The sequence below is a fragment of the Sphaerotilus uruguayifluvii genome (assembly GCF_013294065.1).
Classification (GTDB): Bacteria; Pseudomonadota; Gammaproteobacteria; order Burkholderiales; family Burkholderiaceae_C; genus Sphaerotilus; species Sphaerotilus uruguayifluvii.
The window spans coordinates 323,060-349,138 of record NZ_JABSNM010000002.1; the positions used below are offsets into that span (position 1 = coordinate 323,060).

The following is a 26,079-nucleotide window of genomic DNA, read 5'->3' on the forward strand; positions in this document are numbered from 1 at the left end:
CTGCTGCCGTGACCGCCTAGAGTCGCCAGCGCCCGCCCGGACCGTCCGCGGTCCGCCCGTCTCCTCTTTCCCCTCTCCGCCATGACACGTCTGAACATCAACGGACAGGACCGCACGGTCGATGTCGATCCGTCGACGCCGGTGCTCTGGACCCTGCGCGACGCGCTGGGCCTGACCGGCACCAAGTTCGGCTGCGGCGCGGCGCTGTGCGGCGCCTGCACCGTGCATGTCGATGGCCAGGCCACGCGCTCCTGCGTGACGCCGGTCGCCGCGGTCGAGGGCCGGCGCATCACCACGATCGAGAAGGTCACCGACGGCAGCGACCCGGTCGGCCGCGCGGTGCGCGAGGCCTGGGTCAGGCACGACGTCGCGCAGTGCGGCTACTGCCAGTCCGGCCAGATCATGAGCGCCACCGCCTTCCTGAAGTCTCGGCCCAAGGGCAAGCCGCCCACCGCCGCCGAGATCGACGCCGCGATGGCCGGCAACCTCTGTCGCTGCGGCACCTATGCCCGCATCCGCGCCGCGGTGGCCGACGCCGCCCGCTCCCTGGCCTGACCCGCAGGACGCCCCACATGCTGATCGAGCACCTCCCCGAACTGCCCCGCGCGCTGCAGCACCTGGCCGAGCGCGACACCCCTCCGGCCGCCCTGCCTCGGCGCGGCTTCCTGAAACTTGCCGGCCTGGGCGGCTTCGCGCTGGGCCTGGGCCCGCTGGGCACCGCCGAGGCCCTGGCGCAGGCCGCTCCGGCCGCCGGCCTCAAGCCCACGCAGCAGCCCGCCTCCTTCGTGCAGATCGCGCCCGACGGCGGCGTGACCGTGACCCTCAACCGGCTGGAATTCGGCCAGGGCATCGGCACCGGCCTGGCCATGGTGCTGGCCGAGGAGCTCGATGCCGACTGGGCGCGGGTGCAGATGCGCCACGGCAACAGCGATCCGGCCTACGCCGATCCGCTCTACGGCATGCACCTGACCGGCGGCTCGACCGCGATGAAGCACAGCTACCCGCAGTACCGCGAGCTCGGCGCCCGGGCGCGCGCGATGCTGGTGGCCACGGCCGCCGCGCGCTGGAAGCTCGACCCGGCGCGGCTGCGCACCGCCGCCGGCCAGGTCATCGCGCCGGACGGCCGCCGCGCCGGCTACGGCGAGCTGGCCGAGGCCGCGATGGTGCAGCCGGTGCCCGCCACCGTCACGCTGAAGGACCCGAAGGACTTCCGCCTGATCGGCCGCGCCACCGGCCGGCTGGACGCCCGCGCCAAGAGCAGCGGCCAGCAGGACTTCGGCATCGACGTGAAGCGCCCGGGCCAGCTGACCGCGGTGGTGGCGCATCCGCCGGTGTTCGGCGCGCGCCTGGCCTCGCTGGACGACACCGCGGCGCGGGCGGTGCGCGGCGTGCGCGCGGTGCTGCGCGTGCCGGTGGCCGTCGGCGGCGAGGGCGTCGCGGTGGTGGCCGACGGCTACTGGGCCGCAAAGCAGGGCCGTGATGCGCTCAAGGCCGAATGGGCCGTGAGCGCGGTCGAGCGGGTCGACAGCACCCGCCAGCTCGCGCAGTACCGCGCGCTGCTCGACCAGCCGGGCCCGCGCGCCGTCGACGCCGACCTGGCGCCGCTGGCGACCGCGCCCCGCCGCATCGAGGCCGAGTTCCACTTCCCCTACCTGGCGCATGCGCCGATGGAGCCGCTGAACTGCACCGTGCAGCTCGGCGACGCGCAGGCCGAGATCTGGACCGGCACCCAGTTCCCCGGCGGCGACGCGAGGGCCGCCGCCCAGGTGCTGGGCCTGAAGCCCGAGCAGATCCGCATGAACGTGCAGATGGCCGGCGGCGGCTTCGGCCGGCGCGGCGTGCCCTCCAGCGACTTCGTGGTGCAGGCCTGCGCGATCGCCCGGGCGGCGCGCGCCGCCGGCCTGGCCGCGCCGATCCGCACCGTCTGGAGCCGCGAGGACGACATCAAGGGCGGCCAGTACCGCCCGATGCACCTGCACCGCGCCCGCATCGGCTTCGACGACCAGGGCCGCGTGCTGGCCTGGGACCATGTGCTGGTCGGCCAGTCCATCGTGTCGGGCACCTTCTTCGAAGGCATGATGAAGAACGGCATCGACCCGACCGCCACCGAAGGCATGGGCGCGCCCTATCCCTTCCCGATGCGGCTGACGGTGCACCACCCCAAGGTCAACGTGCCGGTGCTGTGGTGGCGCAGCGTGGGCTCGACCCACACCGCCTTCGTCATGGAGACGCTGGTCGACGAGATCGCCCGCGCCACGAAGCAGGATCCGGTGGCCTACCGCCTGGCGCTGTTCGGCGACCAGCATCCGCGTCACCGCGATGCCCTGAAGCTCGCGGTCGAGCGCAGCGGCTATGGCAAGCGCGCCCTGCCGGCCGGCCACGCCTGGGGCGTGGCGGTGCACGAGTCCTTCTCGACCGTGGTGGCCTGGGTGGTCGAGGCCTCGGTGAAGGACGGCCGCGCCGTGCTGCACCAGGCCACGGCCGGCGTGCACTGCAATCTGGCGGTCAACCCGCGCAGCATCGAGGCCCAGATCCAGGGCGCGGGCGTCATGGGCCTGTCGATGTGCCTGCCGGGGGCGGCCATCACGCTCAAGGACGGCGTGGTCGAGCAGAGCAACTTCGGCGACTTCGTGGTGCCGCGCCTCACCGATGCGCCTGAGTTCGCGGTGCACATCGTGCCCAGCGCCGAGCCGCCCACCGGCATCGGCGAGCCGGGCCTGCCGCCGATCGCCCCGGCCTTCGCCAACGCCGTGGCGCAGCTGACCGGCCGGCCGGTGCGCGCGCTGCCCTTCGCGCTGGGTTGACCGATGGACGACCTCGACACCCAGGTGCTGCGCACCGCGCTGGCCTGGCACGCCGCCGGCGACGCGCCGGTGCTGGTGACGGTGGCGCGCACCTGGGGCTCGGCGCCGCGCCCGCCGGGTTCGCTGATGGTGATCGACCGGCGCGGGCGCACCTGGGGCTCGGTCTCGGGCGGCTGCATCGAGGACGATCTGGTGGCTCGCGTGCGCGAAGGCGGCCTGGCCGCCGTCTGCGCCCGCGGCCTGCCCGAGGTGCAGCGCTACGGCATCTCGGCCGAGGAGGCACACCGCTTCGGCCTGCCCTGCGGCGGCACGATCGAGCTGGTGCTCGAGCCGGTCGGCCCGCGCAGCCGGCTGGCCGAGCTGCTGGAGGCGCTGGACGCGCGCCGCAGCGTCGAGCGCCGCCTCGACCTCGCCCGCGGCGAGGTCTCGCTGCACGAGGGCCGGCGCGACGGCGTGCCGGTGCTGGGCGAAGCGATGCTGACCACCTGGCACGGCCCGCACGCGCGGCTGCTGCTGATCGGCGCCGGCGACATCGCCGACTTCCTGGCCCGCATGGCGCCGGCGCTGGGTTTCGAGGTGCTGGTGTGCGATCCGCGCGAGGAGCGCCGCGCCGCCTGGGTGCTGCCGGACGTGCCGGTCAGCGCCGAGATGCCCGACGACCTGATCCTGCGCCTGCGGCCGGACCGCCGCACCGCCGTGGTGGCGCTCAGCCACGACCCCAAGCTCGATGACCTGGCGCTGATCGACGCATTGCAGTCCGAGGCCTTCTACGTCGGCGCGATCGGCTCGCGGCGCAACAGCGAGACCCGGCGCGCGCGCCTGCGCGAGCATTTCGACCTGGGCGACGCCGAGCTGGACCGCCTGCACGGACCGGCCGGCCTCTACATCGGCAGCCGCACGCCGGCCGAGATCGCGCTGTCCATCCTGGCCGAGGTGGTCGCGGCGAAGAACGGCGTGGCGCTGCAGCGCGGCGCGGATGTCGCCGGCGGCAAGGCGCAGGCCGAGGCCGGGCGGTCGACGCCTGACGGGCTGACCGCGCCGGTCTGCGGTCTCTGAGCGTGCCGGTCCACGCCACCGTGCTGGCCGCCGGTCTGGGTCGCCGCCTGGGCGGTCGGGCCAAGGCGGCGCTGGAGATCGACGGCGTGAGCCTGCTCGAGCGCCTGGTGGCGGCGCTGCGCGCGGCCGGCGTGGACCGGGTGGAGGTCGTCGTCGGCGGGCCGCACCAGGCCGTGCTGACCGCGCTGGCCGCGCGAAGCGGCGCCGGTGTCGTCGCGCACCGACTGGCCGCGCCCGACCTGATCGATTCCCAGCGCCTGGCGCTCGCGCATCACCAGGCGCAGGCGCCCTGTGTCGACCTGATGCTGACGGTGGCCGACCTGCCGGGGCTGAGCGCCGCCGATCTGTCCGGTCTGCTGGCCGCCTGGCGGCAGCGTGTGCCCGGGGTCGAGGCGATGCGCCCTGTGGTGGACGGCACGGTCGGCCACCCGCTGCTGCTGGCGGCGCCGCTGGCCGCGCGGCTGGCCGCCACGGGCGCCGGCGTGCGCGAGGGTCTGGCGGCGCTGGGCATGCGAGCGCAGCCCTGGCCCGGCACCACGCGCGGGCCGGTCGACGATCTGGACACGCCGGAGGATCTGGCGCGGCTGCGCCAGGCGCTGGCGCCCGCGCGGGTGGACTGGCGCGCGCCAGCGACGGGATCGGCGTGATCGTGCAGATCGGGTCGTCACGACGTCGGCCTGAGCGCAGGAGCCGATAATCCGGTCCTGCCCGTCCTGTGTCCGATGACCCCGCCCCGCCTGCCCCCCCGCATCCCGCCGATCCAGTGCCTGGTCACCTTCGAGGCGCTGGCGCGGCTGCGCAGTGCCAGCCGCGTGGCCGAGGAGCTGTGCGTGACCGTGAGCGCAGTGAGCCACCGCATCCGCCAGCTCGAGGACCACCTGGGCATGAAGCTCTTCGCCCGCGGCGACTTCACGCTGACAGCCGACGGCGCCGCCTGCCTGGGCCATGTGCGCGCCGGGCTGGCCTCGCTGCAGCAGATGACCGGCCCCGAGACGCAGCGCCCGCGGCTGCGGGTGCGGGTGGCTGCGCCGCCGACCTTCTGCCGCCAGCTGCTGATGCCGCGGCTGGAGCTGTTCCGCACCGCCTTTCCCGACATCGACCTGGTGCTGCAGGTCTCGATCCCGCTGCTCGACGTCAAGGCCGAGGCCACCGACCTGGAGGTGCGCTATGGCCCCGGCGGCTACAGCGACTGCGAGCACCGCCTGCTGCAGGCCGACGACCTGGCGCCGGCCTGCAGCCCGGGCTTCCTCAACGAGTTCGGCCCCTTCCAGGGCTTCGGCACCCGCGAGGCGCTGGCGCAGACGCGGCTGATCCGCACGCCGCTGGAGCCCTGGGGGCCGTGGTTCCGGCACTGCGGCGTCGATCTGGCCGAGCCGCAGGAGGGCTCGCAGTTCAACGACATCGGCCTGGCCTACGACGCCGCGGCCAGCGGCTTCGGCGTGGTGCTGCTGCGGCTGCGCATCGGCGCCTCCTGGCTGGAATCGGGCCGGCTGGTGCGGCTGTCGCCGCAGTCGGTGCCCTCCGCGCATGGCTACCACCTGTGCTGGTCGCCGGGCGCGATGCAGCGATGGGAATGCGCCGCCTTCGCCGACTGGCTGGTGCAGCAATTGCAGGGCTGAACGGCAAGGCTGATCGAATCCTTCAAGTCGGCGACCAAGAAACGTCAAACCGCTGCGGTGCGCCCGGGCCTAGAGTGTGTCCACTCTTTCCTGAACCTGACGAGATGCCCTCGATGATCCAGCGCCCTGCCCTCACCCGCGACGACGCCATGACCCTGCTGCTGGCCGCCGAGGCCGAAGCCGCCCGCCACGACTGGGCGGTGTCGCTGGCGGTCTGCGACGACGGCGGCCACCTGATGGCCTTCGTGCGCCGCGCCGGCGCCACGCCGGCTTCCGCCCAGATTGCCCAGGCCAAGGCCCGCACCGCCGCGCTGATGCGCCGCGAGACGCTCGGCGTCGAGCAGATGATCAACCAGGGCCGCACCGCCTTCCTGTCGGTGCCGGGCCTGGACGGTCTGCTCGAGGGCGGCGTGCCGGTGATGGTGGACGGCCAGTGCGTCGGCGCGGTCGGCGTCAGCGGCGTGAAGTCGGCCGAGGACGCGCAGATCGCGCGGGCCGGCATCGCGGCGCTGCTGTCGCCGTCGCAGCCGCCGGTCTGATCCGTCCTGCGGCGCCGCTCAGGACACGTAGACCGGCATGCCGCTGCCCCGCTCGGCCCGGCCGCGGCGGTGGGCCGGCATGGCGGCCGGTGCGGCCGCCACCACATGCACCAGACCCTGGCTGCCGCCCTGGCGGCGGTGCTCGCTGGGCGAGTGCCCGAACAGCGCGCGGTAGGCCTTGCAGAAGTGCGAGGCGGTCTGGAAGCCGCAGGCCACCGTGATCTGCATGATCGGCGCGCTGGTGTGCGAGAGCAGTTCGCGCGCGCGGCGCAGGCGCAGCGTCAGGTAGTGCTGCGCCGGCGTGACCTTGTAGTAGCGGTGGAACAGCCGCTCGAGCTGGCGCAGCGAGATGCCGGCGGCGTCGGCGATCTCCGACAGCGGCAGCGGCTCCTCGATGTTGGCGGCCATCAGCTCGGCCGCCTCGGCCAGATGCTCGTAGCCGGGGCCGACGAATTCCGGCTGCGGCAGCTTCTGCTGGTCGCTCTGGTCGCGCACCCGGTCGACGATGAACTGCTCGGAGATCGCCATCGCCAGCTTGTTGCCATGGTGGCTGCGCACCAGATGCAGCATCAGGTGCAGCGGCGCGATGCCGCCCGAGGCGGTGATGCGCTCGCGGTCGATGACGAAGACCTCGAGCGCGAAGTCGACCTTCGGGCAGGACTCGCGCAGCGCGACCAGATTCTCCCAGTGCACCGCGCAGCGGTAGCCGTCGAGCACGCCGGCCGCGGCCAGCGCGTGCGTGCCGGTGCACAGCGCGCCCAGCGTCTGCCCGCGTGCGGCGCGGCGGCGCAGGTCCTTGACCAGGCAGTCGGAGATCGCCTTCTGCACCTCGACGCCACCGCAGACGAAGACCGCGTCGCAGCGGTCCAGCTCCTCGGGCGCGCAGGCGCCGCTGACGCCCAGGCCGTTGCTGGCCTGCGCCGAGCCGCCCCCGACCGCGCAGACGCTCCAGGTGTAGAGCGGCTGCCGGCTGGTGAGGTTGGCCATGCGCAGCACCTCCACCGCATTGGCGAAGGCGATCATCGAGTAATTCTCGAGCAGCAGGAATCCGAAATGCCGTGAGCGGGGATCGGAACTCGAGGAGGAAACCATCGCTTGAAACCTTCGCGTTCGGTGAGCTGTGGTGCGACATCCGATTCGCGGCGGGCTGCGGGACGCAGGAACCTGAAATCGCTGTCTTGTGGATACAGATCAAATAGCAAAGGTCGTGCCCGTGTTACTGCCGTTTTGTCGGCGGTGCATGGCGAAAAAATGGAACGGCTTTTCCCGCGACGCACCCGAACCGGAATCGACCGATGTTTCGGACGGTGCATGCGGCACCATCGCGGTGCCGCGCGCATACCGTATTCCACAGGAATGCGACTTGATGCAGAACAGGTGATTGCACCAATATCTGCACGAAAACGGGACGTGGATTTTCGAGACGCGCAAAAGGCAAGCCGGAACAGCGCTTCGCAGCGCTGTTCCGGCAGGAATCGGGGCCGGGCGGATGCGGGCAGGCGCCGCGCGGTTCACCCGGCCGGAGGCACCAGGGCCAGCCTGCGCAGATGCTCGAGCAGTTGCCGGGCCTTGTCCTGCGCCGAACCCTGGTTCAGCACCGCGCCGCCCTGTCGCGCCGGGGCGGCAGTGCCGGTGGCGCGCGCCATGCGCGCCGCGCCGCTCTCGGTCGAGACGGGCGCGAGCGGCCGGCGCTGGCGCCGCGCCGGCTCGGGCGTCCAGGCCGGGGCCGCTGCCACCGGGCCTGCACTCGGGTCGGACGCGGCGCGGCGGTCCTCGATGCGGCCCTGCTGCGCGGCCAGCCAGGCGTGGCGCACGCGCAGATCCTCGCGCCGTGCCAGGCGCTCGCTGCCGACCAGCACCGCGGCGGCGCCGCGTTCGAGCCGCCAGCTGCGCCGCGCGCCGCGCGGCAGCGCCTGCACCACCCGCCAGCCGCCGTCGGCCTCGGGCTGCAGGTCGATCACCTCGGCGATCAGCGGCCGCTGCAGCCGCTGCGCCAGCCGGTGCGGCAGCAGGCCGCTGGCCTGACCGGACTCGCCGCGCGCGCCGGCGATCACCAGCGGCGTGTCGTGGCAGGCCGCGGCCAGCGCGGCGGTGATGTGCTCCGGATCGGCGACGGCCAGCTCCAGCCGCTCGAGCCGGTCGATGCCCAGCGCCAGGTAGTCGCGCGCGACCGCCTCGGGCATCGCGGTCTGGCGGCTGGCGGCGTGCAGCAGCCGCGGCTGGGGCGCGTGCGATCGGCCCTGCAGCGTGGCCCGGGCCTGCAGCGCCTGCAGGGCCAGCGCGGCGCCGGCGGCGTCGGCACGGCTGCGGGTGGCGCGTCCGCTGACCGGATCGATGCGCACGCTGACCAGCACCGCCACCGGCGAGGCATTCACGTTCGGGGAAGAGGAACTCATGTCAGGCCGCCTTGAGGGAAGGAACCGGAAGGGACGAGGCCGCCGGCGGCGCCGCGCGCTCGGCCTGCAGCAGCGCGAGCAGCTCGCGCATCAGCGCCTGCACGTCCTCGACCACCGTCAGCTCGGCGCGCTGCACCATCGGCGCGGACACGTCGGTGTTGACCGCCAGCACATGGCGGCATTCGCGGATGCCCTGCAGGTGCTGGACCGCGCCGGAGATGCCCATCGCCAGGTAGCCGCGCGCCTGCACCGTGCGGCCGGTGGCGCCGATCTGCTGGCTGCGCGCGAAGCGTCCGTCGTCGACCGCCACCCGCGAGGCGCCGACCGCCGCGCCCAGCGCCTCGGCCAGCTCCAGGAACAGCTTCACGTCGGTCACGCCGTTGCCGGCGGCCAGGATGAAGTCGGCCTCCTCGAGCGCGACCTGCTGCGCCTGGCCGGCGACCACGCCGAGATCGACCAGGCCCGGCTGCGCGCGGGGCGCGGGCGCCGGCAGCACCCGGCGCTCGCCCAGGCCGGTGAAGGGCAGCTCGGTGCGGGCGACCTGGCGCGCCAGCAGCAGCAGATCCAGCCCGTCGAGCGCCGCGGTGGCGTCGGCCGCGGCGCGCTGGACGCCCCCGAGGTCGCGCACCCGCGCCCGGCCGTCGGCGATCTCGACCACGCCGGCTGCGCAGGCCAGGCGCTGGCGCACCGCCAGGCGCCGGCCCAGATCGCCGTCGTCGCCGCGGTCCGGGGCCAGCGTCAGGCGCGGGGACAGGGCCTGCCAGCGCGCGGCGACGGCCTCGGCCAGCGCCTCGGGCGAGAGCGCCTCGCTCACCGGCAGCAGCTCCAGCCGGTCGATGCCCAGCGCGGCGGCGTCCAGTGCGTCGGCCTGCGGGTCCTGCGCACCGGCGGCGCCCGGGGCCTGCGGCCAGGGCATCAGCACGACCACCGCCTCGTCGGGGCGGGCCAGCAGCGCGGCGGCGGCGATCGCCTCGCGGGCGTGCTCGTCCAGGCTGCCGCTGTCGGGGTGGACCAGCACCAGCAGGCAGCCGGCGGCGCGCTCGCTCGGCAGGGCCAGGCGCGGGCGGCGCACCGCGGCGTGCGACACCGCCGCCAGGCGCAGGCCGCGCTCGCCCTCGGTGCCGCCCAGCACGATGCGGCGCAGGCCCTGCGGGGTGATGAGCGCCGGTCGGCGCGGATCGACTCGTCGGATCATGCTCGGGTCTCCTGGGCGGGGCGGGTCTCGACGGCGCGGGCGACCAGCTCGGCCACGTCCAGCACCTCGGGGCGCTTGCCGGTCACGCCTTCGAGCATCGCGGTGCACTGCGGGCAGGCCACCGCGACGATCTCGGCGCCGGTGGCGCGGGCGTCGTCCATGCGCATGTCGGGAATGCGTCGCTGGCCGGGAATGTCGGTGGTCGGCGCGCCGCCCCCGCCGCCGCAGCAGCGGGCGTTCAGGCCGCAGCGCTCCATCTCGACCACCTGGATGCCGATGGCCTTGAGCGCGCGGCGCGGGGCCTCGATCTGGCCGTTGTAGCGGCCGAGGTAGCAGGGGTCGTGCAGCGTGACGCTGGGCGCGCGGGCCGCGGCGTTCGCCTTGGGGCGCAGCTGGCCGCGCTCGAGCAGATCGGCCAGCAGCTCGGTGTGGTGCCAGACGCGGGTGCGCCCTTGCGCGAGCCGCTCGGCCCAGGCGGCGTCGAGCACCGGGTATTCGTTGCGCAGCGCATGCAGCAGGTGCGGGTCGGCGGTGACCAGGTTGGCGGCCGGATGCGCCTGCAGCGTGTCGATGAGCTGGCGCGCCAGGCGCTGGTAGCCGGCTTCGTCGCCGAGGCGGCGCGCCACGTCGCCGCAGTCGGTCTCCAGCGCGCCCAGCAGCGCCGGCACCACGCCGGCCGAGCGCAGCGTCGTCACCAGCGCGCGCAGCGTCTTCTGGCCGCGCAGGTCGAAGCCGGCCTCGCCGGCGAGCAGCAGCCACTCGGTGCGCTGCGTGGCCGGCGCGTCGGCCAGCACCGGCAGGCCCAGGTCGCTGGCCCAGTGGTGCCGGGCGGCGAGCGGATGGCGGCCCTGGGTGTCGGTCTCGCGCAGCGCGGCCAGCACCTCGTCGCCCTTGTTCGGCACGGTGCCGCCGACCAGCGTCAGGCTGCGGCGCAGGTCGACCACCAGATCGACATGCTCGATCAGCATCGGGCAGGCCTGCACGCAGGCGCGGCAGGTGGTGCAGCTCCACAGCGTCTCGGCGTCGATCAGGCCGGGCACCACCGCCTGGTCGGGCGCACCGGCATGGCGGCCGATCTCCTTGCCCGGATAGGGGTTGCCGGCGTAGTGCGCGTCGCCGGTGCCGGACATGCCGCTCACCAGATCCTGCACCAGCTTCTTCGGGTTGAGCGGCTGGCCGGCGGCGAAGGCCGGGCAGGCCGCCTCGCACTTGCCGCACTGCACGCAGGCGTCGAACGAGAGCAGGCGGTTCCACGGCAGATCGGCCGGCCGGGCGGCGCCGGGTAGGTCGCGCACCAGATTGACGGGCTTCAGCGCGCTGGCCTGGCGCTGCGCGGCCGGGCCCACCGGCTGCGGGCCGAAGCGCTCGGGGCGCGGATGCAGGCCCAGGTGCAGCAGGCCGGCCACCGCATGCTTCATCGGCCCGGCCAGACCGACGCCCAGCGCAAGCTCGGCCGCGCCGGCGCCCAGGGCCAGCACGCACAGCGCCGCCCACCACGGCGCCAGGCTCTCGTGCCACAGCGCGCCGGCCGACAGGGCCGCCAGGCCCAGGGCGCCCGCGCCCAGCGTCCACGGCAGGCGCTGCCACGGCCCGCGCGAGACCCGCGCGGCCACCGCCGGCTGGCGTCGGCGCAGCGCCATCATCAGCGCGCCGGCCAGCATCACCAGCGCGAAGGCCACCAGCGCGATGTCCAGCGCGGCGATGCGCAGCCGCAGGCCGTCGTTGATCGCCACCAGCGCCAGGCAGGCCAGCGCGCCGCCGGCCACCGCGACGTGCGCGCGCGCCACCGCCGGCTCGTGGGCGACCACATGGTGCAGGTCGACGAAGTAGCGCTTGGGGATGGCCAGCAGGCCGCTCCAGGCCACCGGCGCGGCCAGGCCGGTGCGCCAGAGCACCGCACGGCGCGCGGTGCCGATCGCCAGCGCGGCCACCGCCAGCCAGAACACCGCGGTGACGGCGTCGCGCCAGATCAGGGGAGACAGGACGGCATCCATGCTCAGAAGTCCTTGCAGAGACGCAGCGCGTCGTAGATCGCGCCGTGGATGTTGTGCATCGACACGCCGTCGCCGATGCGGAACAGCGCGAACTTGCCGTTGCCCAGCGGCTCGGAGAGCGCCGGCTGCGGCTGGTTGTCGTAGAGCGCGTCGATGTCGGTCTGGCCGTGGTTGACCGAGCGGTCCTTGAGCTGCCAGTACAGCGCCTCGTTCGGGCGGATGCCGTTCTCGATCACGACCTGGTCGACCACGCGCTCCTCCTGCACCTCGGTGTACTCGTGGCGCAGCACCGCGACCAGCTTGTCGCCGTCGGGCGTGCTCTCGCGGTAGACGCGGTCGAGCCAGTGGTTCGGCGTCAGGATCACGCCCTGCGCGCAGAGCTGGCGGTAGATGATCGGGAAGGTGGTGCCGCCGGTGTCGTCGGCGATCTTCACGTCGGGCGTGACCATCTCGACCAGGTGGCCGCGGCTGGCGATGAAGTCGGCCACGCCGGAGCCGGCATGCGCGCTGATCGCGTCATAGACCAGCACATTGCCCTTCGGCGCCACCTTGCCGCTGAGGATGTCCCAGCCCGACACGGCCAGGCCCTCGGCCACGCCCCACTCAGGCGTCTGGCCGGTGTGCGGCAGCCCGCCGGTGGCCAGCACGACGATGTCCGGCCGCTCGTCGAGGATCATCGACACGTCGGCCTCGGTGCCCAGGCGGCGGTCCACGCCCAGGCGGGTGGTTTCCAGATCGAACCAGCGGATGATGCCGGCCATCTGCTCGCGCTTCGGCGCCTTGGCCGCCAGATTCACCTGGCCGCCGACCTGCGGCGCCTTCTCGAACAGCACCACGTCGTGGCCGCGCTCGCGCGCCACGCGGGCGGCCTCCAGCCCGGCCGGGCCGGCGCCGACCACCACCACGCGGCGCTTCGGGCCGGTGGTCTTGGCGATGGTGTGCGGCATGGTGCGCTCGCGGCTGGTGGCGGCGTTCTGCACGCAGAGCACGTCCAGGCCGTTGTACTGGCGGTCGATGCAGTAGTTGGCGCCGACGCACTGCTTGATCTGGTCTTCGCGGCCGTCGCGGATCTTGATGACCATGTGCGGGTCGGCGATCTGCGCACGCGTCATGCCCACCATGTCGACCGTGCCGCTGGCCAGCAGGCGCTCGGCCTGCTGCGCGTCGCGGATGCTCTGCGCGTGCATCACCGGGATCTTCACCACGCTCTTGATGCCGCCGGCCAGATGCACGAAGGGCTCCGGGGGCAGCGCCATCGGCGGCATGCAGTTGGCCAGGGTGTTGTGGGTGTCGGCGCCGGAGCCGATCACGCTCAGGTAGTCGATCAGGCCGGTCTCGCTCATGGCCTGCGCGATTTCCTTGAGCATCTCGTGGTTCAGGCCGTCCTCGTGGAACTCGTCGCCGCACATGCGCAGGCCGACGACGAAGTCCTTGCCGACCTCGGCGCGCACCGCCTGCAGCACCTCGATGCCGAAGCGCAGGCGGTTCTGCAGGCTGCCGCCCCACTCGTCGGTGCGGAAGTTGCTGCGCGGGCTCCAGAACTGGTCGATCAGGTGCTGGTGCGCCGCCGAGATCTCGATGCCGTCCAGCCCCGAGGCCTTCACGCGGCGCGCGGCGCGGGCGTAGTCCTGGATGATGCGGCGGATCTCCTCGATCTCGATCGTCTTGGCATTGCCGCGGTGCACCGGTTCGCGCACGCCCGAGGGGCTGACCAGGTGCGGCCAGTCGAAGCCGTGCCAGGCGTTGCGCCGGCCCATGTGGGTGGCCTGGATCATGATCTTGGCGCCATGCCTGTGCATGGTGTCGGCCAGCCGGGACAGGCCTTCCATCGTCTCGTCGCGCGAGAGGTTGACCGAGCTCCACCAGCTGCTCGGGCTGTCGCGCGACACGGGGCTGGAGCCGCCGCAGATCGCCAGGCCGACGCCGCCCTTGGCCTTTTCCTCGTAGTAGCGGATGTAGCGCTCGCCGGGCATGCCGTCGTCGGCGTAGACCTCGGCGTGCGCGGTGCTGACGATGCGGTTGCGGATCTTCAGCTGGTTGAGCTGGATGGGTTCGAAGAGGTGCGGGTAGCGCATGGTCGGGCGGCGTGGTCAGGCGGCGTGAGGGTCGGCGGGGCGGCGCGCGGTCGGATCAGTCCGCGATCGGCGTGACGGTGAACACGCAGTGCGCGTGGCCTTCGGCGGCGCACTGGGTTTCCTCGCTGTGGGTCTTCCAGGTCTGGCCGGTGGCCTGGCCGACCCAGTCCATCGCGCCGGAGAACCAGCCGGCGAACAGGTAGCAGACCTTGTCCTGGCTCACCGGCACGCCGGCGATGCCCTGGGCCAGCACGAAGACCGAGTGCTCCAGCCGGATGCGGGCGTGGCCTGTGGTGGCATCCACCTCGTCGAACGAGAACAGCCCCCAGCCGCGCTGCGACAGGCGCTTGAGGTAGTGCTCGTAGACCGCCAGGCCCTGCAGGCCGTGCGTCTTGCTCTCCTGCTCGCACCAGAAGTAGGCCGAGCGGTGGCCGGCCTTGTAGAGGCTCGCGGCGTAGGTCTCGCGGCCGATGGCAGCTTCGGCCTCGACATGGTTGTTGACGAAGAAGTGGCGGGGCACGTAGATCATCGGCAGACCGTCGGTGGTCCAGATGCCGGTGGTTTCGTCGACGGAGATGGGCAGTTGCGGTTGCATGGTCGTGTGCTCCTGTGGTGCGGCGCTCAGGCGCCCCAGACCTCGCCGAACACCCGCAGCCAGTTGCCGCCGATGACCTTGACGATGCGCTCGGGCTTCCAGCCGGCGCGCTCCATGGCGTCGGTCAGGTTGGGCATCTCGCCGATGGTGCGGATGCCCTCGGGGTTCAGCACGGTGCCGAAGTTCGTCAGGCGCCGGCCGCGGCCCTTGTCGTGCGTGATGTGGTCGAAGAAGTCCTGGCCGTAGCCCTGGGTGTGGTCGGTGCCCACGCCGACGCAGTCCTCGCCCACCAGGTTGATGACGTAGTCCAGCGCCTCGACGTAGTCGTCGACGGTCGATTCGATGCCGCGCTTGAGGAAGGGCGGGAACATGGTCACGCCGATGAAGCCGCCGCGGTCGGCGATGAACTTGAGCTGCTCGTCGCTCTTGTTGCGCGGGTGCTCCTTCAGGCCCGCGGGCAGGCAGTGGCTGTAGGTGACCGGCTTCTTCGAGGCCAGGATGGCCTCCTCGCTGGTGCGGGCGCCGACGTGCGAGAGGTCGACCATGATGCCGACGCGGTTCATCTCGGCGATGACCTCGTGACCGTAGCCGGAGAGGCCGCCGTCGCGCTCGTAGCAGCCGGTGCCGATCAGGTTCTGGGTGTTGTAGCAGAGCTGCACCACGCGCACGCCCAGGTCGGCGAAGGCCTCGACGTGGCCCAGGTGGTCCTCGAAGGCGTGCGCGTTCTGGAAGCCCAGGATGATGCCGGTCTTGCCCTCCCGCTTGGCACGGCGGATGTCGTCGGTGGTGCGCACCAGCGTCAGCAGGTCGGCGTTGGCGCGGATGTGCGCCTTCATCTCGGCGATGTTGTGCACCGTGCTCTTGAAGTCGTCCCAGACCGAGACGGTGCAGTTGGCGGCGGTGAGGCCACCCTTCTTCATGTCCTCGAAGACCGGGCGGTTCCACTTCGAGATGATCAGGCCGTCGATGACGATGGATTCGGCGTGCAGGGGATTCATGGCGTGCGTCCTTCGGAAGTCGGGCAAGAGGCCGGGGCTCAGAGTTCGGGGTAGATGGGGAAGCGGCTCATCAGCGTCTGGACCTGCTCGCGCACCAGCATCTCGACCTGCGCGTCGCCCTCGGGGCTGCGGCGCAGCGCCTGCATCACGTCCAGGATCAGGCGGCCCACCTCGCGGCAGTCGCTCTCCTTCAGGCCGCGGGTGGTGATGGCGGCGGTGCCGACGCGGATGCCCGAGGTGACGGTGGGCTTCTCGGTGTCGAAGGGAATGCCGTTCTTGTTGCAGGTGATGCCGGCACGCTCCAGCGCGACTTCCGTCTGGTTGCCCTTCAGGCCCAGCGGGCGCAGGTCGACCAGCAGCAGGTGGTTGTCGGTGCCGCCGGTGACCAGGTCCAGGCCACCCTCGCGCAGCGTCTCGCCCAGCGCGCGGGCATTGGCCACCACCTGGCGGGCGTAGTCCTGGAAGGCCGGCTGCAGCGCCTCGCCGAAGGCCACCGCCTTGGCGGCGATCACATGCATCAGCGGCCCGCCCTGGGCGCCAGGGAACACGGCCGAGTTGATCTTCTTGGCGATCTCCTCGTCGTTGGTGAGGATCACGCCGCCGCGCGGGCCGCGCAGCGTCTTGTGCGTGGTGCTGGTGGTCACATGGGCGTGCGGCACCGGGCTGGGGTAGACGCCCGCGGCCACCAGGCCGGCCACATGCGCCATGTCCACCATCAGCAGCGCGCCCACCTCGTCGGCGATGGCGCGGAAGCGTGCCCAGTCGATGACGCGCGGATAGGCCGAGAAGCCGGCGATGAGGAGCTTGGGGCGGTGCTCGCGCGCCAGGCGGGCGACCTCGTCGTAGTCGATCAGGCTGTCGCTCTCGCGCACGCCGTACTGCACCGCGTTGAACCACTTGCCCGAGAGCGCCGGCCGGGCGCCGTGCGTCAGGTGGCCGCCGGCGGAGAGCGCCATGCCCAGCACCGTGTCGCCCGGCTTGACCAGGGCCAGCATCACCGCGGTGTTGGCCTGCGCGCCGGAGTGCGGCTGCACGTTGGCGAAGCGCGCGCCGAAGAGCTGGCACAGCCGCTCGATCGCCAGCGCCTCGACCACGTCGGCCTGCTCGCAGCCGCCGTAGTAGCGCTTGCCCGGATAGCCCTCGGCGTACTTGTTGGTGAACACCGAGCCTTGCGCCTGCAGCACCGCGCGGGAGACGATGTTCTCGGAGGCGATCAGCTCGATCTGGCTCTGCTGGCGGTGGAGCTCGCGGTCGATCGAGCGGGCGATCTGCGCATCGGCCTGGGCCAGCGGGGCGGCGAAGAAGTCGGCAGTGTTCATGGCGTCGTGGGGAGGCGGTCTCGGATGGCCTCATTCTTCGAGCCCGACGCCGGTGCGGCTTGTGCGCCGCGGACACGCATTTGCCCAAAACCGACATCGCGACATCCCGCGCGCCGATGTCGCCTGCAGACAAATCCGTGTCCGTCACATGCAAGGTCGCCGGGGCGGCTGACCGAACAATGGCCTCGACGACCTGCAGCCTTTCCGCATCACGACCGCGTTCCGACCGCGCTCCGAGGACCTCCGCCATGACGACCACGACCGCCCCCGTCACCCTGCACCCCCGCGCCGGCCGAGCCGACGCGATGCTCGCCACGCTGCTCGAGCGCCGCCGGCCCGGCCACAGCCTCGAAGCCCCGTTCTACCTGAGCGAGGAGATCTTCCAGGCCGACCTGGAGCACATCTTCCGCCGCCACTGGATCTTCGTCGGCGTGGCGCCGCAGGTGCCCGAGCCGGGCGACTACCTCACCGTCGACATCGGTGCCGACTCGGTGCTGATCGTGCGCGACGACGACATGCAGCTGCGCGCCTTCCACAACGTCTGCCGCCACCGCGGCTCCAAGCTGTGCGACGAGCACCAGGGCAGCCTGGGCAACATCGTCTGCCCCTATCACCAGTGGACCTACGACCTGGAAGGCCGGTTGATCCACGCCGACCACATGGGCGAGACCTTCCTGCGCGAGCAGCACCATCTGCACAAGGTGCACCTGCGCGACCTGGAGGGCCTGATCTTCATCTGCCTGGCCGACGAGCCGCCGGCCGACTTCGAGGAAGTGGCCGCGCGCATGCGCCCCTACCTGGCGCCGCACAAGCTGTCCGAGTGCAAGGTCGCCGCCCAGGTCGAGATCCTGGAGCAGGGCAACTGGAAGCTGACGATGGAGAACAACCGCGAGTGCTACCACTGCGTGGGCAACCATCCGGAGCTGACCATCTCGCTGTACGAGCACGGCTTCGGCGCCCAGCCGGGTCCGCAGAACGCCGAGGGCATCGCGCAGTTCGAGCAGATCGTCAAGGACAGCCACGCCCGCTGGGAGGCGATGGGCCTGCCCAGCGCCCGCATCGAGGAGCTCGACACCCGCGTCACCGGCTTCCGCACCCAGCGCCTGCCGCTGGACCGCGCCGGCGAGTCGCAGACGATGAACACCGAAGTCGCCTGCAAGAAGCTGCTGGCCGACTTCACCGAGAAGTCGCTCGGCGGCCTGTCGTTCTGGACGCAGCCCAACTCCTGGCACCACTTCATGAGCGACCATGTGGTGAGCTTCTCGGTGATTCCGCTGAGCGCGGGCCGCACGCTGGTGCGCACCACCTGGTGCGTGCACAAGGACGCGGTCGAGGGCGTGGACTACACCGTCGAGAACCTGACCTCGGTCTGGAACGCCACCAACGACCAGGACCGCCGCCTGGTCGAGTTCTCCCAGGCCGGCGTCGCCAGCAGCGCCTATGCGCCGGGTCCCTATTCGCCGTTCACCGAAGGTCTGGTAGAAGCCTTCTGCGTCTGGTACGTCGATCGCATGCGCGCTGCCCTCGGGTCGGGCCCGCGCTGAGGCGCTGCCTGGGCACGTTCATTGCTAATGCCACGATCCGACCCATGAATGCCATCTATCCCGATCTGGCCGATGCGCCCGCCCCCGTCTGGGAGGCGGACGACGAGGTCTTCGTCTGCCTGCGGGTGATCGACGAGACCCCGGACGTGCGCACCTTCGTGCTGCGCCTGAACGACGGCGACCGCAGCTTCCGCTACCGTCCCGGCCAGTTCGTCACCCTGGCGCTGGACATCGACGGCGAGCGCGTGATGCGCTGCTACACCCTGAGCTCCAGCCCGACGCGGCCCGGCACGGTGGCCATCACCGTCAAGCGCGTGCCCGGCGGGCGGGTGTCGAACTGGCTGCACGACCACCTGCGCCCGGGCGACCGGATCGCCGTCACCGGCCCGGCCGGGCAGTTCTGCTTTCCGTCCGGACCGGTGAGCGCCCCGGCGCGCGGCCAGCTCTACCTGTCGGGCGGCAGCGGCATCACGCCGCTGATGTCGATGTCGCGGGCCTGGGCCGATCTCGGCCTGGACGCGGACGTGCGCTTCGTCCATGCCGCGCGCACGCCGCAGGACGTCGTCTTCGCCGACGAGATCGCGCTGCTGGCGCGGCTGCTGCCGCGCTGGCGCGCCAGCGTGATCTGCGAAAGCGCCGGCAGCACGCCCGGCTACAGCGGCCTGACCGGGCGGCTGTCGCTGCCGCTGCTGCGCTCGCAGGTGCCCGACCTGCTCGAGCGCGAGGTCTGGTGCTGCGGCCCGGCGCCCTTCATGGCGGCGGTGCGCGCGATGCTGATGGACGCCGGCTTCGACATGAGCCGCTACCACGAGGAAAGCTTCAGCTTCGAGGCGCCGGCCACCGCCGAGCCGGTGCCCGAGGTCGCCGACGCGGCGCCGGGCGCGGCCGACGGAGCCGAGCCCGCCCCGCGCTTCACGGTCACGCTCAAGCGCGGCGAACGCTTCGAGTGCGGTCCGGACGAGACGCTGCTGGAGGCGGCGCGCCGCGCCGGCCTGCGCTGGCCCTTCAGCTGCTCGAGCGGCGTCTGCGGCACCTGCCGCACGCGGCGCCTCTCCGGCGAGGTGCAGATGAGCCAGGGCGGCGGCCTGCGCCCGCGCGAGGTCGCGCAGGGCTGGATGCTGCCGTGCTGCAGCCGTCCGCTCGGCGACCTGGAGCTCGACCGATGACCTCTTCCCTCTCCTCCCCCCCCTCCACGATCTCCACGACAGCCCGGGAGCCGCGCATGTCCAGACCCAAGATCCAGATCCGCGACCTGACGAAGATCTTCGGCCCGAAGCCGGAGGCCGCGCTGAAGCTGCTCAGCCAGGGCCTGTCCAAGGACGAGATCTTCCAGCGCACCGGCCAGGTGGTCGGCGTCAACAAGGTCGGCTTCGACGTGCAGGCCGGCGACATCTACGTGCTGATGGGCCTGTCGGGCTCGGGCAAGTCGACGCTGATCCGGCTGATCAACCGCCTGGTCGAGCCGACCTCCGGCTCCATCGTCGTCGACGGCGACGATGTCGCGCGCATGCCGCAGCCGGACCTGATGCGCTGGCGGCGCAAGCGCATCGCGATGGTCTTCCAGAGCTTCGCGCTGATGCCGCACCGCACGGTGCAGGACAACGTCGCCTTCGGCCTGGAGGTCGCCGGCGAGAATCCGAAGCTCTACCGCGACAAGGTGATGCAGGCGCTCGAGCAGGTCGGCCTGAAGGCCTATGCGGGCAAGTACCCGCGCCAGCTCTCCGGCGGCATGCAGCAGCGCGTCGGCCTGGCGCGCGCGCTGGCGGTCGACCCCGACATCCTGCTGATGGACGAGGCCTTCTCGGCGCTGGACCCGCTCAAGCGCACCGAGATGCAGGACCTGATGCTGCAGCTGCAGCGCGAGCACCGCCGCACCATCGTCTTCGTCTCGCACGACCTGGAGGAGGCCCTGAAGATCGGCTCGCGCATCGCCATCATGGAAGGCGGCAACCTGGTCCAGGAAGGCTCGCCGCACGAGATCGTCACCAGCCCCGCCAACGACTATGTGCGCCGCTTCTTCAAGGGCGTCGACACCTCGCGCTACCTGACCGCCGCCGACCTGGTCGACCGCACCGTCGTGCCGTTCCCGGCGGGCGGCGCCGGCCGGCTGCGCGCGACCACCACCCTGCCCGAGACGCTCGACACCGTGCTCGGCCTGGACCAGCCCGTCAGCGTCTTCGACGACGCAGAACGCCTTGTCGGCTGCATCACTCCCCGCAGCCTCCTCCTCAAGATCGCGAGCACCCGACATGCCAGCTGATTTCCTGCAAGACCTGATCGGCGAGGGCAAGAACCTGCTGCCGCTGGGCGCCCTGGTCAACGACGCCGTCAAGCTGCTGCTCGAGCAGGGCGGCGGCCTCTTCGACGTGATCGGCGCGCTGGTCGAGGGCTTTTCCAGCCACATCGAGGCCGTGCTGCTGGCCATTCCGTCCTGGCTGGTGATGATCGCGGTGATGGCGCTGGGCGTGTGGCGGCTGAACTGGCGCTTCGGCCTGTTCGCGCTGGCCAGCCTGCTGGTGATCCGCATCACCGGCTTCTGGGACCAGACGGCGGTGACGCTGGCCCTGGTGTTCTCGGCCACGCTGATCAGCATCGTCGTGGGCGTGCCGCTGGGCATCCTGAGCGCGCGCAGCGACCGCTTCAACGCGCTGCTGCGCCCGGTGCTGGACTTCATGCAGACGATGCCCGCCTTCGTCTACCTGATCCCGGCGGCGATGCTCTTCGGCCTGGGCCGGGTGCCGGGCATCCTGGCCACCGTCGTGTTCGCGATGCCGCCGGTGGTGCGCCTGACCGCGCTGGGCATCCGCCAGGTCAGCAGCGAGCAGGTCGAGGCCGGCCAGGCCTTCGGCTGCACCTCGATGCAGCTGCTGTGGAAGGTGCAGCTGCCGATCGCGCTGCCCACGCTGATGGCGGGCGTCAACCAGACCATCATGATGGCGCTCTCGATGGTCATCATCGCCTCGATGGTCGGCGCCGGCGGCCTGGGCAACGAGGTGCTCTCCAGCATCCAGCGCCTGGACATCGGCCTGGGCTTCGAGAGCGGCCTGTCGGTGGTGCTGCTGGCCATCATCCTCGACCGCCTGACCGAGAGCTTCGGGGCGCGGCAGCAGGAGAGCTGAGCGGCCGTCCGGTCATCCCGGCGTGGCTACACTGGTTCCATGAGCCACGCCGTCTCCGCACTGCCCCGCAAGAAGCTGCCCCTCGGCATCCAGACCCTGGCCAAGCTGCGCGAGGAAGGCTGCTACTACGTCGACAAGTCGGGCCTGGCGATCGACCTGATCGCGTCGGGCTCGTACTTCTTCCTGAGCCGCCCCCGGCGCTTCGGCAAGAGCCTGCTGGTGGACACCTTCAAGGAACTGTTCGAGGGCAACCGGGCGCTGTTCGAGGGGCTGGCGGCCGAATCGCGCTGGGACTGGTCGCAGCGCCATCCGGTCATCCGCATCAGCTTTTCCGACGGCATGCTGCAGAGCCGGGCCGAGCTGGACGCGCGCATTCACGAGATCCTGCAGGACAACGAGGTCGCGCTGGGCGTGCAATGCGAGCGCCGCACGGTCGACGGCCGCTTTGCCGAACTCATCCGGCGGGTGCACGAGCGCCACGGCGCGCCGGTCGCGGTGCTGGTCGACGAGTACGACAAGCCGATCCTGGACAACCTCACCGAACCGGCCCGGGCCGCCGAGATGCGCGACGGGCTGCGCAACCTGTATTCGGTGCTCAAGGGCGCGGATCCGCACCTGAAGTTCGTGTTCCTGACCGGCGTGTCCAAGTTCAGCAAGGTGAGCCTCTTTTCGGGGCTGAACAACCTGCACGACATCACGCTGGACGCGCGCTGGGGCGCGCTGTGCGGCTACACCGACGCCGACCTCGACACCGTGTTCGCGCCGGAGCTGCCCGGGCTGGACCGCGACGAGATCCGGCGCTGGTACAACGGCTACAACTGGCTGGGCGTGGGCGTCTACAACCCCTTCGACGTGCTGCTGCTGTTCGACAGCCGGCAGTTCAAGGCGCACTGGTTCGACACCGGCACGCCCACCTTCCTGGTCAGGCTGCTGGCCGAGCAGTCGTGGTTCACGCCCGATCTGGCGCGGCTGCAGGCCGACGAGATGGAGCTGATGAGCTTCGAGGTGGAGCAGATCGGCGCGGTGGCGCTGCTGTTCCAGGCCGGCTACCTGAGCGTGCATGCGGCCGAGGAGACCGAGACGCGCGAGCTGATCTACACGCTGGGCTATCCGAACCGGGAGGTGGAGATGAGCCTGAACCGGGTGCTGCTGCCCGGCTACGGCGTGCCGATGCGGGCTGCCTCGCTGCAGCGCCAGGCGCTGATGAGGGCATTGCGCGAGCGCGACGGGCTGGGCATGGAGACGGCGCTGCGGGCGCTGTTCGCCAGCATCCCGAGCGACTGGTATCGCAGGAACCCGCTGGCGGGCTTCGAGGGCCACTACGCCAGCGTGTTCTACAGCCACCTGGCCGGGCTGGGACTGGACCTGCAGGTCGAGGACGCGACCAGCCACGGCCGCATCGACCTGACGCTGCGCCTGGGCGCACAGGTCTTCCTGTTCGAATTCAAGGTGGTGGCCGGCGCCCCCGAAGGCCACGCGCTGCAGCAGATCCGCGACCGGGGCTACGCCGAGAAATACCTGGGCCGCGGCGTCACCGTGCACCTGATCGGCATCGAGTTCAGCCGCACGGCGCGCAATGTCGTCGGGTTCGAGATCGAGACGCTGCAGGGGTGATCGGCAGATTTCCTATGTCGTGTCGTTGCTGCTCATGGATCCTCGCCTTCGCGAGGATGACGGGGGAGGGTTGCTGCAGTCGATCGTTGACGCGACACCCGATCGGATGGCGGCGCCGATGTGAGCCTGTTTGCTTCCCAGCCGCCCGCCCCTCAATGCCCCGCCCGCGAAAACAGATTCAACACCAGCACCCCCGCCAGAATCAGCGTGATGCCGATGCCGCCGGCCAGGTCGATCTTCTGGCCGAACAGCACCCAGCCGGCCAGCGACACCAGCACGATGCCGGCGCCTGACCAGATCGCGTAGGCCAGGCCGACGGGCACGCTGCGCAGGGCCAGCGACAGGAAGTAGAAGGCGGTGGCGTAGCCGATGACGACCACCGCGGTGGGCAGCGGGCGGCTCAGGCCGTCGGAGGCTTTCAGGCTGCTGGTGGCGACCACCTCGGCGAGGATGGCCACCAGCAGGTGTACATGGGCGGCGGACAGGGACAGCATCTCCAGGCTCCTGCAAGGAAAACAGCCCGGCGTGCGCCGGTGTCAGCCGCCCAGCGCCTTGGCCACCACCGGGGCGGCGTCCTCGCCCTTGACGGTCTTCACGCCCTTCAGCCACGGGCCCAGCACCTCGGGGTGCTTGGCCAGCCAGGTCTGCGCGGCCTTCTCGGGGCGGGCCTTGTTGAGAATGTCGAGCATGACCTCGTTCTCCATCGTGGTGGTGAACTGCAGGTTGCGCAGGAAGGTGGCGACATTCGGGCAGCGCGCCTCGTAGCCCGGCGGCACCGCGGTGTAGACCTTGGCCTCGCCGTAGTTCGGGCCGAAGACCTCGTCGCCGCCCTCGAGGTATTTCATCTTCACCTGCACGTTCATCGGGTGCGGCTCCCAGCCCAGGAAGACCACCGGCTTCTTCGCGCGCGCGGCGCGCTGCACCTCGGCGAGCATGCCGGCCTCGGACGACTCGACCAGCTTGAACTTCTGCAGGCCGTGCTGGTTCTGCTTGATCATGCCGGCGATCAGCGCGTTGCCGTCGTTGCCCGGCTCGATGCCGAGAATGCGCCCGCCCAGCTCCTTCTCGAAGCGGGCGATGTCCTTGAAGGATTTCAGCCCGGCATCGAAAAGATACTCCGGCACCGCCAGCGTGTACTTGGCGCCGGTCAGGTTCGGGCGCTCGAACACCTGGATCTGCCCGGCCTTGACGAAGGGTTCCATCATCGGCGTCATGCTCGGGTTCCAGTAGCCGAGGAAGGCGTCGATCTGGCGGCTCTTGATGCCGGCGAAGGTGATCGGCACCGAGGCGACGGTCACGCTGGGCTGGTAGCCCATCGCCTTCAGCACCACCGAGGCCAGGCCGGTGGTGGCGGCGATGTCGCTCCAGCCGACGTCGGCGAAGCGCACCTTCTGGCAGCTGGCGTCCTCCTGCGCCTGCACCGGCACGGCGGCCAGGGTCGTCAGCGCGCTGGCCAGCGCGACAAGGGTCGGGGTCATCCACTTCATGGCGGTCGTCCGGTTGGGTGAGGTCGAGGGGAGAGAGCGAAAGAGAGAGCGTGCCTGCACTCTTGCAGGTCGGCCCGCTCGGACTTGTCCGCAGGCGACATGTTCTTTCTTGCGCTGGTCATCGCCGGCCGTGACGTTTTCGACCATGTCGACGTCGGAAAATGGATGCCGCCCCGCGGGCTTCCGGACCACGATCAGCCGACCCCGACCGTCTTCGACCGGCCCCGAGCCCAGGATTTGCCCGTGACCCCTACCCAGCTTCTCATCGCCGGCCAGTGGCAGCCCGCCGCGGCCGAGGCCACCCGCGACATCGTCTGCCCGATCGACGAGCGCGTGATCGCGCAGGCCGCCGAGGCCGACCGCGCCGACACCCGCCGCGCCATCGCCGCCGCCCGCGCGGCCTTCGACCACGGCCCGTGGCGCGAGACCGGCATCCGCGAGCGCGCCCGGCTGCTGCACCGCATCGCCGACCTCGTCGACCGCGACGCCGAGCATCTGGCCTGGCTGGAGTCGCTCAACACCGGCAAGACGCTCACCGAGAGCCGCACCGACATGGGCGACATCGCCGCGACCTTCCGCTACTTCGGCGCGCTGGTGGCGGGCGAGTCCGGCGCGGTCAACGAGGCGCCGGCCCATGTCATCAGCCGCACGCTGCGCGAGCCGGTGGGCGTGTGCGCGCTGATCACGCCGTGGAACTATCCGCTGCTGCAGGCGGCCTGGAAGATCGCGCCGGCGCTGGGCGCGGGCAACACCGTCGTCATCAAGCCCAGCGAACTGACGCCGCTGACCACGCTGCACCTGGCGCGGCTGCTGGGCGAGCTGGACCTGCCGCCGGGCGTGTTCAATCTGGTCACCGGCGGCGCCGAGGTCGGCGCCGAGCTGGCCGCCAGCCTCGACGTGGATCTGGTGTCCTTCACCGGCGGCGCCACGGCCGGTCGCCACATCATGAAGGCCGCCGCCGACAGCAACTTCAAGCGCGTCGCGTTGGAGCTGGGCGGCAAGAACCCCAACATCGTCTTCGCCGACGCCGATCTGGACATCGCGGTCGACCGCGCGCTGGACGCCGCCTTCTTCCACGCCGGCCAGGTCTGCTCGGCCGGCTCGCGGCTGCTGGTGGAGGACACGGTGCACGACGCCTTCGTCGAACGGCTGGCCGCGCGCATGGCGCGCATCGTCGTCGGCAGCGGCCTGGAGGCCGGCACGCAGATGGGCCCGGTGCAGTCGGCGGCGCAGCGCGCGCGGCTGATGGCGATGGTCGAGCAGGCGGTGAGCGAGGGCGCGCGGGTGCTGACGGGTGGCTGCGCGCCGCAGGGCGAGTTTTTCCGGCACGGCTTCTGGCTGGCGCCGACGCTCGTCACCGGCGTCACCGAGACGATGACGATCGCGCGCGAGGAGATCTTCGGCCCGGTGCTGGCGGTCGAGCGCTTCTCGGGCGAGACCGAGGCGCTGCGCCTGGCCAACGGCACGCCCTACGGCCTGGCCGGCGCGGTCTGGACCCGCGACCTGGCGCGCGCGGCGCGCATGACCCGCGCGATGCGCTTCGGCACCGTCTGGGTCAACGACTACCACCCGTATTTCCCGGAGGCGCCCTGGGGCGGCTTCAAGGCCAGCGGCATCGGCCGCGAGCTCGCGCGCGTCGGTCTGGACGAATACACCGAGCTCAAGCACAGCTACATCAACCTCGCGCCGGCCGCCTCGGGCTGGTTCGGCGCCTGAAGGAGGGCT

Annotated in this window: 22 protein-coding genes; 12 read left to right on the forward strand and 10 right to left on the reverse strand. The window is 71.7% G+C overall.

Translation table 11 applies throughout. From position 1 onward, the window contains the following. Positions 1 to 81 precede the first annotated feature (81 nt). The 6 genes from HNQ01_RS03795 (at position 82) to HNQ01_RS03820 (ending at position 6,018) form a co-directional block, all read left to right on the forward strand. Positions 82 to 555 carry a (2Fe-2S)-binding protein gene (locus HNQ01_RS03795; RefSeq protein WP_173803990.1) on the forward strand — a complete coding sequence of 158 codons (474 nt, stop codon included), beginning with the start codon at positions 82 to 84 and terminating at the stop codon, positions 553 to 555. A 17-nt stretch (positions 556 to 572) separates the two neighbouring features. Continuing rightward, complete coding sequence (locus HNQ01_RS03800) at positions 573 to 2,804, forward strand: xanthine dehydrogenase family protein molybdopterin-binding subunit (RefSeq protein ID WP_173803991.1); 2,232 nt, start codon at positions 573 to 575, stop codon at positions 2,802 to 2,804. A gap of 3 nt (positions 2,805 to 2,807) precedes the next feature. After that, positions 2,808 to 3,860, forward strand: a complete 1,053-nt coding sequence (locus tag HNQ01_RS03805) for an XdhC family protein (RefSeq protein WP_173803993.1) — start codon at positions 2,808 to 2,810, stop codon at positions 3,858 to 3,860. Between the two features lie 2 nt (positions 3,861 to 3,862). After that, the gene (locus HNQ01_RS03810; RefSeq protein ID WP_173803995.1) at positions 3,863 to 4,507 is read left to right on the forward strand and encodes a nucleotidyltransferase family protein; all 645 of its coding nucleotides are present in this window, start codon (positions 3,863 to 3,865) and stop codon (positions 4,505 to 4,507) included. A gap of 75 nt (positions 4,508 to 4,582) precedes the next feature. Further along, positions 4,583 to 5,479 carry a LysR substrate-binding domain-containing protein gene (locus HNQ01_RS03815; RefSeq protein ID WP_173803997.1) on the forward strand — a complete coding sequence of 299 codons (897 nt, stop codon included), beginning with the start codon at positions 4,583 to 4,585 and terminating at the stop codon, positions 5,477 to 5,479. A 113-nt stretch (positions 5,480 to 5,592) separates the two neighbouring features. Next, on the forward strand, positions 5,593 to 6,018 hold the full coding sequence (locus HNQ01_RS03820; RefSeq protein WP_173804092.1) for a GlcG/HbpS family heme-binding protein: 426 nt from the start codon (positions 5,593 to 5,595) through the stop codon (positions 6,016 to 6,018). 18 nt (positions 6,019 to 6,036) lie between these two features. On the opposite strand, the gene HNQ01_RS03825 is transcribed toward HNQ01_RS03820, so the two are convergent. The 8 genes from HNQ01_RS03825 to glyA all read right to left on the reverse strand — a co-directional run bounded on the left by HNQ01_RS03825 (position 6,037) and on the right by glyA (position 16,590). After that, entirely contained in the window at positions 6,037 to 7,041 is a 1,005-nt protein-coding gene (locus HNQ01_RS03825; RefSeq protein WP_286180439.1) for a GlxA family transcriptional regulator, read from the reverse strand. Positions 7,042 to 7,529: 488 nt separating this feature from the next. Then, positions 7,530 to 8,414 carry an adenine nucleotide alpha hydrolase family protein gene (locus tag HNQ01_RS03830; protein WP_173804000.1) on the reverse strand — a complete coding sequence of 295 codons (885 nt, stop codon included), beginning with the start codon at positions 8,412 to 8,414 and terminating at the stop codon, positions 7,530 to 7,532. 1 nt (position 8,415) lies between these two features. Next, positions 8,416 to 9,609, reverse strand: a complete 1,194-nt coding sequence (locus HNQ01_RS03835; RefSeq protein WP_173804002.1) for an electron transfer flavoprotein subunit alpha/FixB family protein — start codon at positions 9,607 to 9,609, stop codon at positions 8,416 to 8,418. Next, the gene (locus HNQ01_RS03840; protein ID WP_173804003.1) at positions 9,606 to 11,603 is read right to left on the reverse strand and encodes a DUF3483 domain-containing protein; all 1,998 of its coding nucleotides are present in this window, start codon (positions 11,601 to 11,603) and stop codon (positions 9,606 to 9,608) included. Before HNQ01_RS03840 ends, HNQ01_RS03835 begins: the two co-directional genes overlap by 4 nt. Positions 11,604 to 11,605: 2 nt before the next feature. Next, positions 11,606 to 13,678, reverse strand: coding sequence for an NADH:flavin oxidoreductase (locus tag HNQ01_RS03845; protein WP_173804005.1), 2,073 nt, complete (start codon positions 13,676 to 13,678; stop codon positions 11,606 to 11,608). A gap of 55 nt (positions 13,679 to 13,733) precedes the next feature. Continuing rightward, a complete protein-coding gene (locus tag HNQ01_RS03850; RefSeq protein ID WP_173804007.1) occupies positions 13,734 to 14,273 on the reverse strand; it encodes a DUF5943 domain-containing protein in 540 nt (179 codons plus the stop codon). A gap of 26 nt (positions 14,274 to 14,299) precedes the next feature. Continuing rightward, a complete protein-coding gene (locus HNQ01_RS03855) occupies positions 14,300 to 15,271 on the reverse strand; it encodes a dipeptidase (protein WP_173804009.1) in 972 nt (323 codons plus the stop codon). Positions 15,272 to 15,309: 38 nt separating this feature from the next. Further along, positions 15,310 to 16,590 carry a serine hydroxymethyltransferase gene (gene glyA, locus HNQ01_RS03860; RefSeq protein WP_173804011.1) on the reverse strand — a complete coding sequence of 427 codons (1,281 nt, stop codon included), beginning with the start codon at positions 16,588 to 16,590 and terminating at the stop codon, positions 15,310 to 15,312. A 305-nt stretch (positions 16,591 to 16,895) separates the two neighbouring features. Between glyA and HNQ01_RS03865 the strand changes: the two genes are divergently transcribed. From HNQ01_RS03865 to HNQ01_RS03885, 5 genes are read left to right on the forward strand one after another with little or no spacing between them, the layout of a single operon-like run. After that, on the forward strand, positions 16,896 to 18,134 hold the full coding sequence (locus tag HNQ01_RS03865) for an aromatic ring-hydroxylating oxygenase subunit alpha (protein ID WP_173804093.1): 1,239 nt from the start codon (positions 16,896 to 16,898) through the stop codon (positions 18,132 to 18,134). Between the two features lie 44 nt (positions 18,135 to 18,178). Then, complete coding sequence (locus HNQ01_RS03870; protein WP_173804013.1) at positions 18,179 to 19,300, forward strand: FAD-binding oxidoreductase; 1,122 nt, start codon at positions 18,179 to 18,181, stop codon at positions 19,298 to 19,300. Between the two features lie 56 nt (positions 19,301 to 19,356). Further along, positions 19,357 to 20,394, forward strand: coding sequence for a quaternary amine ABC transporter ATP-binding protein (locus HNQ01_RS03875; protein ID WP_173804015.1), 1,038 nt, complete (start codon positions 19,357 to 19,359; stop codon positions 20,392 to 20,394). Next, a complete protein-coding gene (locus HNQ01_RS03880) occupies positions 20,384 to 21,253 on the forward strand; it encodes an ABC transporter permease (protein ID WP_173804017.1) in 870 nt (289 codons plus the stop codon). Before HNQ01_RS03875 ends, HNQ01_RS03880 begins: the two co-directional genes overlap by 11 nt. A 39-nt stretch (positions 21,254 to 21,292) precedes the next feature. After that, on the forward strand, positions 21,293 to 22,867 hold the full coding sequence (locus tag HNQ01_RS03885; protein ID WP_173804019.1) for an ATP-binding protein: 1,575 nt from the start codon (positions 21,293 to 21,295) through the stop codon (positions 22,865 to 22,867). Positions 22,868 to 23,019: 152 nt separating this feature from the next. Here HNQ01_RS03885 and HNQ01_RS03890 read toward each other — a convergent pair whose 3' ends face one another. Next, complete coding sequence (locus HNQ01_RS03890) at positions 23,020 to 23,361, reverse strand: DMT family transporter (RefSeq protein ID WP_173804021.1); 342 nt, start codon at positions 23,359 to 23,361, stop codon at positions 23,020 to 23,022. A gap of 42 nt (positions 23,362 to 23,403) precedes the next feature. Continuing rightward, complete coding sequence (locus HNQ01_RS03895; RefSeq protein WP_173804094.1) at positions 23,404 to 24,345, reverse strand: choline ABC transporter substrate-binding protein; 942 nt, start codon at positions 24,343 to 24,345, stop codon at positions 23,404 to 23,406. 252 nt (positions 24,346 to 24,597) lie between these two features. On the opposite strand from HNQ01_RS03895, the gene HNQ01_RS03900 reads away from it, so the two are divergent. Continuing rightward, complete coding sequence (locus tag HNQ01_RS03900) at positions 24,598 to 26,070, forward strand: aldehyde dehydrogenase family protein (RefSeq protein WP_173804023.1); 1,473 nt, start codon at positions 24,598 to 24,600, stop codon at positions 26,068 to 26,070. Positions 26,071 to 26,079: the final 9 nt, after the last annotated feature.